This window comes from Thiomicrorhabdus chilensis DSM 12352 (genome assembly GCF_000483485.1).
Classification (GTDB): domain Bacteria; phylum Pseudomonadota; class Gammaproteobacteria; order Thiomicrospirales; family Thiomicrospiraceae; genus Thiomicrorhabdus; species Thiomicrorhabdus chilensis.
Genome location: NZ_KI519609.1, coordinates 2,392,231 through 2,406,085, shown reverse-complemented (window position 1 = coordinate 2,406,085; position 13,855 = coordinate 2,392,231). Strand labels below are relative to the sequence as shown.

Genomic DNA, 13,855 nt, shown 5'->3' with positions numbered 1-13,855 from the left:
GCGTTTATTGCGTTGGAATTCGGGCGTGTAGGGTCGCAAGCTTTTTAAGCAAAGCCCGATATTCAAAAGTGACGGTCTGCAGTTTTGCCCCAATTAGGTGTTCATCGTCATCATCGCTGCAACGCACAATTTCAATAGGAATTTGTATGGATGTGATCCTGGAGTCCAGCTCCACCTCAAATTGCAGTTCGACCTGTGTTCCGGGTTCAATCGTAGCCGCGCTGAGGATGCCGACCCCGCTCGCGGAAAAGTTGATGATGGTGGTGTAGATTTGTCTACCGTCAATCATCAGAATTGACGCCTTATGTGAAGGGTAGCGTTCAGCCTGGCGTTTGTCTGAGGGTGTGAAGATAGGGCTTGGCATCATAGTGGGACCATTTAAATTAAAAGTTTTTATATATTATTTCTATATATTATTGATTAACTATAACAAAAAAACCGATTGAATAATATGGAGTTAGAAACGTACTCATGGGTTTCTTACTTCGGGTTTATGCCGCTGCAAGCGATTCATAAAGAGAAAGGTAAGCCTGGGTTGGAAAGTCCAGCTTCAGTCCGATATGTCTTTGTTCATGCAGTTCAATGCAGTGTTTGACTTCGGCTTTGAACTGAAAGCATTGCAGCGTTTTATTGGCTGGAATGTCAAAATGGATTTCGATGCGTTGGTTGACATCCAAAGGTACGTCGGCAATCAGGCCAATTCCATGCTTTGAGAAATCCGTCATGATGGCATACAGACTTTGTTTACCTGAAATGATCGTGACCGGCCGGCTCGAGGGCAGGCGTTTGGCTAAACGCTGTTCGACTGCCTGTTGGACTGATTGGCTCATGAGTTCGCTCGATTTTTATAGGGTTATATAAGTAGACTTCATTATAGTGAAAGCGCTTAAGTGAAATCATGCTGATTGAAAAGAATGTTTTTTCACGGCCATAAAGTAAGGTTATTAAGATTGGATTTCTGCTTACTTACTGTCTCTGTTAGGGTTCGCTTTCGGTCTGTCTGGACGATATAATAAGGTCAAAATTCAATGGATAAGAGGATAGGTTATGGCGATTCGCAGCTATAAGGGAACAGTACCGGTTATGGATTCGAGCGGTTGGGTGGATGCCTCTGCCGTGGTGATCGGCAGGTGTCATTTTGGGGCCGATGTCAGTGTCTGGCCAAATGCGACCCTGCGCGGAGACGTGAATGATATTGTCATTGGTGATCGGTCTAATATTCAAGATGGCTCAGTGGTTCATACAACACATGAAAGTGCGATTTCCAAAGGGTCGAAATGCATTGTCGGTCAGGATGTCACCGTAGGGCATAATGCGGTTTTGCACGGCTGTGTGATTGAGGATGAGTGTTTGATTGGTATGGGAGCCGTTATATTGGACAATGCCGTTGTCCAGAAGCATGTGCTGGTAGGAGCAAACAGTTTGGTGCCTCCTGGAAAAGTGCTGGAGAGCGGATATCTTTACGTGGGCTCTCCAGTCAAGAAAGCACGCGCCTTAACCGAGCAGGAGATCGCTTTCTTCAAGTATTCAGCAGAGCATTACGTTAAGCTCAAAAACGATTATCAGAACGAGTTCTGCATCGACGAGGAAGAGTGATCGATGCTAATTCGGTTTCATGAAATGAGCAGGCCTGTCGGTTTTTGGGCCAATTTTTGCCCAGCTTTCTGTTGGATGCCTTAAGTATTTGCCATCAGTTTTCTGACGGTTTCAATGACTTCTGCCGTTTGTGGGCGTACACCGCGCCAGAGGTAAAATGCTTCGGCGGCTTGTCCAACCAGCATGCCCAGACCATCCATGGTTTGGCACTGGGGTTGAATCTGTTTGGCCCACTCCATGAACACCGTCGGTTTTTGGCCGTACATCATGTCATAGACCAGCGTGTTCGCTCCAATGGTGCTTTCGGCAATGGGTGGGAGTTTGTTATCCAGGCTGGCGGAGGTGCCGTTGATGACGATGTCATAAGAGCCTTCGGGTATGTTTTCCCAGCCACTGGCACTGATGCTAAAGTTATCCTTAAAGCGTTCTCCCAGAATCTGTGCACGTTTTTCCGTACGGTTGGCAATATGAATCGCCGCCGGTTGTTTGTCAATAATCGGTTCAAGAATGCCTTGTACCGCACCACCTGCGCCTAGAATCAATATCTTCTGCTTGGCTAGCGGACGTTTGCCGTTTTCTTCAATGTCGTTTACCAATCCGATTCCATCGGTATTGTCGCCCAGTGTGGAACCATCCTCGTTGAATATAAAGGTGTTGACGGCGTGCGCCGTCTGTGCGCGCTGACTTAAGCTGTCGGCATATTCAAAAGCGTCGAGCTTATAAGGCACAGTAATGTTAATGCCTTTGTAGCCGCGATTTTTCAAGTCGGCCATGGCCCATGAAAAGTCGGTCTCTTCAGCATCAATCAAAATCGCCTCATACGTCATGTCTTGTCCGGTTTGTTCGGCAAATAGGCGATGGATGGTGGGAGATTTGGAGTGGGCTATGGGGTAGCCAACAACGGCGTAAAGATCGGTCATGGGATGAGTCATCCTGAAGCTTTGTGAAATTTATAGAGTGACATTGGGTTTAGCAAGAGACGAAACAATGGGGGTGTGCGTCTCTTGAAGTCCGTCATTATTAATGCAGCCTGTTTAGTTGTTTTGCTCGTTCAGCCAAATGGCCGCGAGTTTGGCGTAATAGGTCAAAATGCCGTCTGCACCGGCGCGTTTACAGCTGAGAAGGGTTTCCAGTACCACTGGTTTCTCATCAATCCACTCGTTTTGAGCGGCGGCTTTGAGCATCGCATATTCTCCACTGACATGATAAACGTAGGTCGGCGCTTTGAATTCGTCTTTAATGCGGCGCACGATATCCAAATAGGGCAGGCCGGGTTTGATCATGACCATGTCGGCACCTTCATTCAGGTCAAGCGAGACTTCATGCAGAGCTTCGTTGCTGTTGGCTGGATCCATTTGGTAGGTGTGTTTGTTGCCTTTGCCAAGGTTTTCGGCAGAGCCCACCGCGTCTCGGAACGGGCCGTAAAAGGCCGACGCATATTTGGCGGAATAGGCCATGATGCGTGTATTGATATAACCATGGTCCTCAAGCAGTTCGCGAATTTCGATGATGCGGCCATCCATCATATCCGAAGGCCCAATCACATCCGCTCCGGCTTCGGCATGCGACAATGCCTGTTTCATCAGTACATCAATGGTGTCGTCATTGAGCACATAACCGTTTTCATCAATGATTCCATCCTGGCCGTGAGTGGTGAATGGATCCAGTGCAACATCTGTCATAACACCCAATTCCGGACAGGCCTGTTTGACCGCGCGTACCGCTCTTTGCGCCAAGCCCTGCGGATTATATGCTTCGGCCGCATCCAAGGATTTAGCTTCAAGGGGGGTGACTGGAAACAGCGCGACCATGGGAATGCCCAGTGCGGAAATCTCTTTGGCTTCTTCCACTAAAAGATCTATACTCAGGCGTTCTACGCCAGGCATCGATTTCACCGGTTCGCGGCTGTTATGGCCTTCAATGACAAACATCGGCAAGATCAGGTCATTGGTTGTCAGTACGTTTTCGCACATTAAGCGACGCGAAAAGGTGTCTTTACGCATTCGACGCATTCGAGTGATGGGAAATTGACGATCAATCATAGTGAGAACCTTTGTGGAGTAACGGAATTACGCTAAACGAGAGCGACTTGAATGATACTATTCAAACTTTAAAAAAGAAAGGAGTAAGGCGGTGACGGAGCAGTTGGAATATGTTTTTTTTGATGAAGACTTGGCTAAGCGGTTTGCCGATTTTTGTCAAAAGCACGGGGTCAATGGGTCAATCGTCAATGAAGAGCTGCACCCGGGTGAAGTTTCCTATTCGGTTCGGTTGATAGAGGAGGGACTGGCTGCAGAAGTGGTAGAGTCCATCGAAGAGACTTACAACGACCTGTTTTTTGGCGAGCAGGCCGCACAGATTGAGGGAAATGACGGCGATGGTGCTTTGGCCGATGCCTGTGGAGTGCAGGTTCAATTGCAATCCGGTGAATTCACGACGGTGGCGATTCACCCTCAAATCATGAATAAAATATTGTCCGTTTTGACGGTGGATGAATTGCAGAGTTTTTTGAGTCAGGTTGCAGAGGACATCGAAAACCCGAAAAACGGCCCGATTTGCCGCCGAGAAGACCTTCCTCAGCTTTGACCGGCGCGGACGTTTTCACGGGTAGGATTGTTTCAAAATAAAATAAACAATGGATATGTATTTAGGGCTGATAGAAAAAGGGCGTACCGCTCATAAAAAAATTATATAAGTGAATTCTAATTTTTGTTGGGTAATCGCTTGAAGTATTAATTTATAAAACATATCATTACGGGTCAGCAAATTTGGTATTGGCGGTGCATGTTATCGCTGTGCTTAGCTAAATAAAAATAAATTAAACTCTTGAATCTGGGATGTTGTTGCCTCGCAGCAAGATCAATCAAGGAGCATTAAATGACAGATCAAAACGTAGAAAAGGTTGCGGTTCAAACAGAAGAAAGCCGTAGCCAGAGTCGTCGTACCTTTTTAAAAGGTAGTGCGGCCGTAGCTGGGGGTGTGCTTTTCACTAAGGCCGCTTCAGCTGCAGACGGTGCGGGTTATGACGCTAAAAAAGCGGTAGCACCTTACGCAGGTAAGAAAGAAATTACTGATGTGCTACAGGATGGTGCCGCTCGTAAATCTTTAGGTTTCGGTGTGCGTAAGTATCCATACGGTATGCCTTCGCCATTTGAAAAAGAAGTTCAGCGTCGTACATTAGAGTGGTTGACTCCAGATTCAATGGCTTCTATCACCATGACTCCGCTGCAAAGCTTGCACGGAATTATCACCCCTAACGGTCTTCACTTTGAGCGTTTCCACGGTGGTGTACCAACTATCAACCCTGATGACCACCGTTTGGTTATCCATGGTTTGGTTGAGCGTCCATTGATTTTCACTATGGATGATCTAAAACGTTTCCCTTCTGTATCACGTATTCACTTCGTAGAGTGTCCTGCTAACGGTGCGATGGAGTGGAAAGGGGTTCAGTTGAACTCTGTTCAGTGGACTCACGGTATGATGTCTTGTGTGGAATACACCGGTGTACGTCTATCTGACCTGTTGAAAGAAGCGGGTATCAAACCTGAAGGTAAATGGATCATTCCAGAAGGTGCTGACGCCGCTGGTCTGACTCGTTCAATTCCTCTTGAAATCGCAATGGATGACTGTTTTGTTGCTTACGCGCAGAACGGTGAAGCTTTACGTCGCGAACAGGGTTACCCAATCCGTTTGGTTGTACCTGGTTGTGAAGCGAACATGTGGGTCAAGTACCTACGTCGTATCCAAGTTCATGATGTGCCAGCACAGCACCGTGAAGAGACTTCTAAGTACACTGAGTTGATGCCTGATGGAACGGCACAGCGTTTCTCTTGGTACATGGAACCAAACTCTGTAATCACCTATCCATCTCCGGACTTTAAAATGCAAGGTCCAGGTAAATACTACATCCGTGGTTTGGCTTGGTCTGGTCGCGGTAAGGTTGCACACGTTGATGTTTCTTTTGACGGTGGTAAAAACTGGAAAGAAGCACACTTCACTTCACCGGTTCTTGATAAAGCTTGGACTCGTTTCGAAGTTGAATGGGATTGGGACGGTTCTGAAGCCTTCCTAATGAGCCGTGTTACAGATGAAACCGGTTATGTTCAGCCGCCTATGCCGCAAATGCGTAGCTTAGAAGGTACAAACAACGTTTACCACCGTACAGCGATGGTTACATGGCGCGTACATGCATGGGAAGACGGCAAAAATGGAGGCATGATTGAAAATGTTCAATACTAAAAAAACATTCGTTGTAGCTGCGGTTGCAACTCTATTTGCTGGCTCTGCAAGCGCAATGAGCGGAAGCTCTGATGGCGCCGCTGGTGATAAAATCGATGGTAAATACGCTGCTAACTACGCAGAGATCATTCGTGAAGCGGATGGTAAATACCTGGACAAAGCGGTAATCGAAGCCATTCTTGGTAAAGACGCCGCCCACGGACGTGATGGTTTGGAAGGTAAGTTAGACCCTGCTAACCCATACTCTTTCGAAGTGGACGACAGTATCGATGGTGGTAACCACGGTAACGCTCAGTGTAAAGTTCCTGCAGCTTTCGTTGAAGTTCACGACAGCGTAAATGCAAACTTCTACAACGACGGTGACTTTGTTGCACGTGGTTTTGGTACGCCAATCTCCGAAGCTTCAATGGCTAAGTGGAACATCACTGTCGACGGTGACGGTAAAGGTCTTCCTGATCCTTCAGTCGGTATGACGGTTGAAGAAGGGGCAAAAGTTTACGTCCAGTTCTGTGGTATGTGTCACGGTGAATTCGGTGAAGGGGCTAAAGGATATCTTCCTCTTGCAGTTGAAGAGAACTTGGTTACTTCTGATTTCTACGCTCCGGCTCCGATGAAAGCAGTGGGTAACTACTGGCCATATGCGACGACCTTGTTCGATTACATCCGTCGTACAATGCCTTTCTGGACACCTAATGCTCCGCATATCGGTGACGCAGGTTACATGGGGATGACTGGTTATATCCTTCAGTCTAACTATGTACCGATGGATGACGAAGGAACGGAATTGGAAGATGATACTTTCTTCAACTCTGAAGTACTTATGAAAATGAATAAGTACATGAAGAACCAAGGAAACTTCTTCTGTGATCACCGTCCGGTTATTCACAACGAGCGTTGCATGACAAACTGTCCTGACACGCAAGTGGGTGATGGTAAAGGTGACATCCATAACTACCGTCAAGCACGCAAACTACCTGATGGAACTCCTCAGTACAACGTTCCTCAGCGTATGCACGAAGATCCACCAGGTGTTGGTCACGCTGGTATGTAATCTCTGATTACATTTGATCTGAAAAAGCCCGCTTTTTAGCGGGCTTTTTTTGTTTTTAAGCTCTATTAATAGAACTGACTCATCCCACCAGTTTTTTGCCATTTATTTGCAATATATTATTGAATTCTAATGCTTTGTTCGTGTAGAATTCGTTATTCCCATCCGGCTATAACGCTGGCAGCGACGAGAGAGATAGATCGAACGATGAGAAATGAGCTGATTGATCCATTTAACCGAAAAATAGAGTATGTACGCGTATCCGTTACAGACCTGTGTAACTATCGCTGTGGCTACTGTATGCCGGAGCAGGGTGTTCACCCGGAAGGCAATCACAAAGAGTACCTGTCGTACGATGAGCTGGCCAGAATCATTAAAGCGTTTGTGAATCTGGGTGTGGCAAAAATTCGCCTCACGGGGGGCGAACCTTTGGTGCGTAAAAACCTGGCTTCATTGGTCAAGCAAATCAGTGCCTTTGAGGGTTTGGAAGACATCGCCCTATCAACCAATGCGCATCATCTTGGGCGTGAAGCTTTGGCATTGAAAGAGGCGGGTGTTAACCGCTGTAATATCAGTATCGATTCTCTAAGACCGCAACGATTCAATAACATCACGCGGGGCGGAGATTTGGAAAAAGTCCTGCAGGGTGTGGATAAGGCGCTGGAAGTGGGGATGACTCCCGTAAAGTTCAATATGGTGGTCATGAAGGGCACAAATGATGACGAAATTGAAGCCATGGTGGATTACGGATTGGAAAAAGGGGTAGAGGTGCGTTTCATCGAAACCATGCCGATCGGTCCGGCTGGTGTCAGTATGATGGATCAGCACTATCCCGCGGATAAGATTCTTGCGCGTATCAAAAAGCACGTTGGTTCTGACCTGTTGCCGTCATCTGGTAAGACCCATGACGGCCCTTCACGGAATTTTTTGATTGCCGGTACGCAAACTCGGGTTGGGGTGATTTCCGCCGTTTCGCAACATTTTTGCGAAAGCTGCAACCGGGTTCGATTAACCGCACGGGGGGTTCTGGCCTTGTGTTTGGGGCAGGAAGATTCTGTAGACTTAAGAACGCCACTGCGTGAAGGCATTACGGATGTAGAGCTTGAACAATTGATTACAGATGCCATGCTTAAGAAACCGGAAAGACACTTCTTCAATGAGAATGTGCATAACATTGAATTTAGACAAATGGTCCAACTGGGCGGGTAAAGGTTATTTAATTAAACGAATGAATCGTTAGTGTATTTGAGGAATCGATGATGGTGAATGTACTTTATTTCGCAAGCTTTAGAGAGATGCTTGGTAAGGCAGATGAACAATTACCAGCCACTCATGGTGATGTTCAGTCTTTGATTGCAGAACTGGCGACACGCGGTGACAATTGGAAACAGGCTTTGCTGGACAACCAAAATTTACAAATCGCGGTCAATCATGATGTTGCCAGTCGCGATACCCGAATCCAGGCGGGTGATGAAGTGGCATTTTTTCCGCCCGTGACGGGAGGTTGATGAGGTGGCGCATTTCCCCCATATTAAAATCCAGCAGGAAGATTTTGATCTGAGTACCGAGATTGCTCGGTTAAGAGAGGGGCATGCTGATATCGGTGCGGTGGTCTCGTTTGTGGGTACGGTGCGTGATATCAATGAAGGTGACGATGTGGCGGTGCTTGAATTGGAGCATTACCCCGGTATGACTGAGAAGGCTCTTGAGAAAATCCGCTTAGAAGCTCATGAGCGTTGGGCTTTAGAGTCCAGTGTGATCATTCATCGGATTGGTAAAATGTACCCAACCGACCAGATTGTATTGGTGGCGGTCAGCAGTCGCCACCGTGAAAATGCGTTTTACGCCTCTCATTTTATTATGGATTATTTAAAAACCAATGCGCCTTTCTGGAAAAAGGAAACCCTGCCCAACGGCGAAGAGCGTTGGGTAGATGCACGTCTAAGTGATAAAGATGCCGAGAAGCGCTGGAAATAATCCAACAATCCTAATTATTTTTATTAAACTGAATTCTGTCATTTCCCCGCAATCGCGGGGATTTTTTTGAGGACGAATATGAAAACCTTTGATGAAGCGCTACATTATTTATTGAACCAAGTGACCCCGACACAACAGGTTGAGAGAATTCCTGTTTGCAATGCACTTGGCCGAATTTTGGCGAAGGCCATAGTATCCGAGGTGAGTGTGCCTCCGCATGACAATAGCCAGATGGATGGTTATGCCCTGCACAGTTATGATCTTCAGCACAATTCTGTGTTGGAAGTCAGCCAGAGGATTACTGCTGGTAGTGTTCCAAAAGCACTTAAAGCTGGTACCGCTGCTAGAATTTTCACAGGAGCGCCAATCCCTGAGGGTGCCAATATGGTGATCATGCAGGAGGAAACACAAGCGGTTGATGAAAATCAGGTCAGAATCACCGCGCAGTCCACCCAGCGGGGACAAAACATTCGTCGCCTAGGGCAGGATATTGCTCAAGGGGATGAAATTCTGGGACAGGGGCACAAACTTCGCCCGCAGGATTTGGGGTTGATTACCTCTATTGGTATCGCTGAGGTTGAGGTGTACCAGCCTTTGAAAATCGCCACCTTTACTACGGGAGACGAATTGCTTGAGCCAGGGCAAAATGCAGAGCCCGGCAAGATCTATAACGCAAACCGTTATGTTCTGGCAGGCCTGGTACCGGCACTTGGATTTGAGTTGATTGATTTGGGGCACGTAGAAGATACCTTGGAAGCGACAGTGGACGCGATGAAGCAGGCGGCGCAAATAAGCGACGTGGTCATCACCACCGGTGGAGTTTCTGTGGGTGAGGAGGACCATATCAAGCCGGCCATCGAGCAGCTCGGAGCCTTGAATATGTGGAAAGTAAAGATGAAACCCGGCAAGCCGCTTGCCTACGGAGACATTGAGGGCACACCGTTTATCGGTTTGCCGGGCAATCCCGTGTCCGCTTTTGCGACCTTTAACTTATTCGCACGTCCTTACCTGCTTAAAAAGCAGGGTGCGGCCGTTCTTAAGGCCAAACCTTTGTGGTTGGAAGCCCTGTTTGAATGGCCTAAAGCTGGATTCAGACGCGAATTTGCCCGTGCCAAATTGGTCAATAAGAACCAGAAAACCTATGTCGAGATTTTTCCGAACCAAAATTCCGGTGTCTTGACTTCAGCCGTCTGGGCGGAAGGGTTTGTGGTCATTCCGGAAGACAGTGTGGTTAAACGTGGCGATAAGGTCGCGTTTTATCCTTTCAACCCAATTAATGAATAGGCGATTGATTATGACAGAACAGACGTTAACCCATCTTGATGCAAAAGGGCAGGCGCGCATGGTCGATGTCAGTGAAAAGCAGCATACCGAGAGAGAGGCGCGTGCCATGGCCGTCATACGCATGCTGCCCGAAACACTGGCGATGATAGTGGAAGGCAAGCATAAAAAGGGTGATGTCATGGCGACCGCTCGCATTGCCGGCATTATGGCCGCTAAAAAAACGCCGGATATCATTCCGATGTGTCATCCTTTGATGCTCACTTCCGTTAAGGTCGAACTGACACCCAATATCGAACAAAGTTGCGTGGAAATTACGGCTATATGCAAATTGGTCGGTCAGACAGGAGTTGAGATGGAAGCCTTGACGGCCGCCAGTGCTGCCGCTCTTACTTTGTATGACATGTGCAAAGCGGTGGACAAGGGCATGATCATCGATCAGGTGCAGTTGCTCGAGAAAAAAGGTGGAAAATCCGGGCATTGGCAACGTCAAGGCAACGAAGTCTAAGCCCTGCTTGCCGATGAGTGACAAGCAAGCTCAAAATGGACAGGCCTGGTGGGTTTATCTGTTGCGTTGTGCAGACAACAGTTTGTATTGTGGCATCACCAACCGTCTTGAGAGTCGTCTGCGCCAGCACAATGGCGACACTAAGGGCGGGGCTCGTTATACTCAAGCCCGACGTCCTTGTGAATTAGTCTATAAAGAGATGGTTGAAAATCGTCAATTAGCCCTCAAACGGGAATATGCGATCAAGCAGCTCTCTAAGTCAAACAAAGAGGTTTTGGTGTTGCAGTATAAAAGCACTAAGACGTCAATTTAGTCTTTTAAGACGTTTGTCGTTATCTGGCTGGTTGTCATAGCGCGACATATTCCCTGGCGCCGGATTCATCAGCTTCAAAAATCACCAATTCAAAATTATCTACGTGGTTTTGAAGAGTGGAGTTGCTGTCCCACTCAGCTTTGCTGGTGTTTTCCAGAACCAGGATGTCATAACCGGAACCTCCATTGATATCATCATCAATTTGCCCGGTCGAGTCATTCCCAGAAGTCCCTATCCACAAGACATCGTCATCTTGGTCCATATCGAGGTTTGATCCGGAAAGGACATTGCCCTGAATCCATACTTTATCGTTGCCGCGATCTGCATTGAGGTTTTCTCGTAAATCTGTACCCAGTACAAAGGTGTCGTCACCTCTGCCCAAATCTATATTAGCCTGTGCCTGGCCTACTATATAGAGACGGTCATCGCCATGTCCTGTATCAATCTCGGCACCCGTTTTGACATCGTTACCAATCGCTAAATAGTCATCCCCACCGCCGAGGTTTAAATCGGTATCTGCATTTCTGTTAACCAAAATTACATCCGGTGTATCCGGGCTGTTTGAGACGGGCACAGTATCATCAGCGGTAATGTCAAAGTCTTCATAGGTGGGGGTTAATCCTGATGATGAGCTGCTGGAGGCAAAGCTGTCCCATGTGACCATTTGTGAAAGTATATGGGATTTTATTTCATAGCCGCTGATGGCCAAGATACTGTCATCGAAGAATTGGTTGTCGTCATTGGAACCTGCAGCCTGATGATAGTAGATGTCGACATCACAATTTTCTTTTGAGGCAGTGTTTTGGTTTGCGCAATTGTTTAAAGCGGCGTCACCATCTTGGTTATAAGCCACTAAAACAACGGTGGCCGTGTTTAGTGAGACATTTGCATTGTTGGCAACCGCTGTTGCATTACAGGTAGCTGTGCTTTGATTGCAAACATAGTAGTTGCCGTTGCCTCTGTCCGTGGAAGTTGGTGGCGTGTCCGTCAGTGTGAACCAGGGGGTTACATTGGCACCTTGGTTACAAAAGATGCTTGCTGAACTGCGCTTGTCGCAAATCAAACCTCCATTGGTGGAGTCGGTATTGACCGCATATCGAAACGCATTGTTCCAATTATCCAGAGTTTCTTGTTTTTGTAGCCCCAGATCTAAATAAGGTACCGTCCCCACACTCGCTGAACAAGCAGAACCGTTGCGGTTTTCAAAGCCGTCATTGTCGGAATCCGGACAAGGCAGGTATTTGTGTACCCGGCCGTAATTTAGGATTTCTTGTTTGATTTTCTGCAATGAACTTTGCGATTCCTTAATTTTCTGGACATGACGCAGAGAACCGGATTGGTTTGAGAAGCCAATCAAGACAATGCCAATAATGGCGGTGACGATCATGAGCTCTACCAGTGAGAAGCCAAATTCTTTATGAAAGCAGGCCTGTTTGTTTTGATATCTACGCATCACTCTAAGCCCTGTGTTTGATCGATGCCTGCAATTGCTTGTACGCCGGGGAAGTTAGGTATCAAAGGAGGGGTGTCGTAAAGAATCAATTGAATGTTTGTGAAATCAACCGTTTCATCGGTTCCGGTGGTGGCAACGGCAAATTCAATATTGGCATCCCCGTTTTCATCCAATTGAAACGTCACTTCATGGGACTCGTTCCAGCTTGTTGTCCCATCGGCGCGATAATCGTAAGCCAAGGTTTTCTGGATATCACCATTGGCCGCAATGAATGCCTGATCACTGGTATAGTCGTGACTGGCCGTTGGCTGGTCCCATGAACCTTGAGCTTGTGTGTCCAAGTTCATGACAACCGTTTTACCTGCATTTTCCGAACCAAACTGAATGGTTTCTGTGGAAATGTCGGTTAAGACATTGTCGCTATAGGAGTTATTGTCCCCCACATTTCCGATACTTTTGTTCGCGCCTCCGCCTATAACATTTTGCCCACTTATCAAGGTAACGTTATTGTTATTATTGACAGTGTTTACGGCTTCATAGGTTTCCATGTCGTTTTGCAGTTTTAGTTCGTAGGCCCCAATCCCTAAAATCAAATCATCATAGTTTGGGGAGTGTGAATAGTTTCTCACCACATAGTTTTTGTCGCCATTAATATTTTCGGATTCGTCTGCATCCAAATTGGTGTTCAGATTTCCGTTCTTGTTTTTTGCCAAGAGAATCACGACTTGGCCATTCGCAACCACTTCCGAGCAAGCGCTGTCGGAACAAATTCGTAAATTATTGGCGCCAAGTTGGGTTTTTGTCGGTAAAGTCGATGCATCAAATGCCGGCAGTGCACTGCCTGGAAAGGTGCGATTAGCAGGAAGGCTAGGAATGGGATCACGGTTGAAAAAGCATGAACTGTCAAAAGGGCACTCAAGCATTAAATCTGCGTTGGTAGCGCCTTGGTCGATTGCATAAACAATCAGGTTCCCCCAGCTATCTTCAACCGATGCTTCGTTAAGGCCGAGCATTTCATAAGGGACGGTTCCAATATCTGCGGTGCAAGTGCTCACATCGATGTTCGGTATGGCGGGCTGTGCGGGAATGGCCGGAATCGCCGGGATGGTTGGTCTGCTTTCGGTTCCCGGAACCGCCGGAATCGCCGGAATCGCCGGCACGGCTGGAATTCTGCCCTTGCTGATGGTTCTATTCTCAAAGCCATTCTCATTGGTGTCCGGACAAGGCACGAACTTGTTTTTTTCAGTGAATTTGATGATGGCTTTTTTCACTACGGCCAGTTTGGCCTGGCTTTCTTGCCACTTGGCGTGATCGTGAAACTCCGAGTAAGATAGAGTGGAACCGATGCCAATGAGGCCAACAATGGCCAGTACAACGGTAAGCTCCAGAAGAGAAAAACCGTTCAAGTATGAGTGTGATGTATTTTTCTTCATGGCGAGG

Annotated in this window: 16 protein-coding genes; 10 read left to right on the top strand and 6 right to left on the bottom strand. The window is 47.2% G+C overall.

The window, feature by feature from the left end; all coding sequences use genetic code 11:
• Positions 1-4: 4 nt before the first annotated feature.
• Together B076_RS0111430 and B076_RS0111425 are read right to left on the bottom strand one after the other, a co-directional pair.
• Positions 5-367 (bottom strand): PilZ domain-containing protein, encoded by a 363-nt coding sequence (locus B076_RS0111430; RefSeq protein ID WP_028487438.1) that lies wholly within the window; start codon positions 365-367, stop codon positions 5-7.
• Between the two features lie 124 nt (positions 368-491).
• The gene (locus B076_RS0111425; RefSeq protein ID WP_028487437.1) at positions 492-830 is read right to left on the bottom strand and encodes a PilZ domain-containing protein; all 339 of its coding nucleotides are present in this window, start codon (positions 828-830) and stop codon (positions 492-494) included.
• Between the two features lie 217 nt (positions 831-1,047).
• Here B076_RS0111425 and B076_RS0111420 point away from each other — a divergent pair, with 217 nt between their 5' ends.
• The gene (locus B076_RS0111420; RefSeq protein WP_028487436.1) at positions 1,048-1,596 is read left to right on the top strand and encodes a gamma carbonic anhydrase family protein; all 549 of its coding nucleotides are present in this window, start codon (positions 1,048-1,050) and stop codon (positions 1,594-1,596) included.
• An 80-nt stretch (positions 1,597-1,676) separates the two neighbouring features.
• Here B076_RS0111420 and aroE read toward each other — a convergent pair whose 3' ends face one another.
• Complete coding sequence (gene aroE, locus B076_RS0111415) at positions 1,677-2,516, bottom strand: shikimate dehydrogenase (protein ID WP_028487435.1); 840 nt, start codon at positions 2,514-2,516, stop codon at positions 1,677-1,679.
• Positions 2,517-2,630: 114 nt separating this feature from the next.
• Positions 2,631-3,638, bottom strand: a complete 1,008-nt coding sequence (gene hemB, locus B076_RS0111410; RefSeq protein WP_028487434.1) for a porphobilinogen synthase — start codon at positions 3,636-3,638, stop codon at positions 2,631-2,633.
• 91 nt (positions 3,639-3,729) lie between these two features.
• Here hemB and B076_RS0111405 point away from each other — a divergent pair, with 91 nt between their 5' ends.
• The 9 genes from B076_RS0111405 to B076_RS0111365 all read left to right on the top strand — a co-directional run bounded on the left by B076_RS0111405 (position 3,730) and on the right by B076_RS0111365 (position 10,962).
• Positions 3,730-4,182: a hypothetical protein gene (locus B076_RS0111405; RefSeq protein ID WP_028487433.1), complete on the top strand. Its 453-nt coding sequence runs from the start codon at positions 3,730-3,732 to the stop codon at positions 4,180-4,182.
• Positions 4,183-4,473: 291 nt separating this feature from the next.
• Positions 4,474-5,835 (top strand): sulfite dehydrogenase, encoded by a 1,362-nt coding sequence (gene soxC / locus B076_RS0111400; protein WP_028487432.1) that lies wholly within the window; start codon positions 4,474-4,476, stop codon positions 5,833-5,835.
• Positions 5,822-6,886 (top strand): c-type cytochrome, encoded by a 1,065-nt coding sequence (locus B076_RS0111395; protein WP_028487431.1) that lies wholly within the window; start codon positions 5,822-5,824, stop codon positions 6,884-6,886. Before soxC ends, B076_RS0111395 begins: the two co-directional genes overlap by 14 nt.
• 204 nt (positions 6,887-7,090) lie before the next feature.
• Entirely contained in the window at positions 7,091-8,092 is a 1,002-nt protein-coding gene (gene moaA / locus B076_RS0111390) for a GTP 3',8-cyclase MoaA (RefSeq protein ID WP_028487430.1), read from the top strand.
• 50 nt (positions 8,093-8,142) lie between these two features.
• On the top strand, positions 8,143-8,391 hold the full coding sequence (gene moaD / locus B076_RS0111385; RefSeq protein ID WP_028487429.1) for a molybdopterin converting factor subunit 1: 249 nt from the start codon (positions 8,143-8,145) through the stop codon (positions 8,389-8,391).
• Positions 8,392-8,395: 4 nt separating this feature from the next.
• Positions 8,396-8,860 (top strand): molybdopterin synthase catalytic subunit MoaE, encoded by a 465-nt coding sequence (gene moaE / locus B076_RS0111380; protein ID WP_028487428.1) that lies wholly within the window; start codon positions 8,396-8,398, stop codon positions 8,858-8,860.
• 78 nt (positions 8,861-8,938) lie between these two features.
• Positions 8,939-10,144 carry a molybdopterin molybdotransferase MoeA gene (locus B076_RS0111375; RefSeq protein WP_028487427.1) on the top strand — a complete coding sequence of 402 codons (1,206 nt, stop codon included), beginning with the start codon at positions 8,939-8,941 and terminating at the stop codon, positions 10,142-10,144.
• Positions 10,145-10,154: 10 nt separating this feature from the next.
• Positions 10,155-10,649 carry a cyclic pyranopterin monophosphate synthase MoaC gene (gene moaC / locus B076_RS0111370; RefSeq protein WP_028487426.1) on the top strand — a complete coding sequence of 165 codons (495 nt, stop codon included), beginning with the start codon at positions 10,155-10,157 and terminating at the stop codon, positions 10,647-10,649.
• A gap of 13 nt (positions 10,650-10,662) precedes the next feature.
• Positions 10,663-10,962 (top strand): GIY-YIG nuclease family protein, encoded by a 300-nt coding sequence (locus B076_RS0111365; protein WP_028487425.1) that lies wholly within the window; start codon positions 10,663-10,665, stop codon positions 10,960-10,962.
• A gap of 34 nt (positions 10,963-10,996) precedes the next feature.
• Here B076_RS0111365 and B076_RS0111360 read toward each other — a convergent pair whose 3' ends face one another.
• Both B076_RS0111360 and B076_RS12840 read right to left on the bottom strand, forming a co-directional pair.
• Positions 10,997-12,415 carry a type II secretion system protein gene (locus B076_RS0111360; protein WP_028487424.1) on the bottom strand — a complete coding sequence of 473 codons (1,419 nt, stop codon included), beginning with the start codon at positions 12,413-12,415 and terminating at the stop codon, positions 10,997-10,999.
• Positions 12,415-13,848, bottom strand: a complete 1,434-nt coding sequence (locus B076_RS12840) for a type II secretion system protein (RefSeq protein WP_038150555.1) — start codon at positions 13,846-13,848, stop codon at positions 12,415-12,417. The genes B076_RS0111360 and B076_RS12840 overlap by 1 nt, the downstream gene beginning before the upstream one ends.
• Positions 13,849-13,855 lie beyond the last annotated feature (7 nt).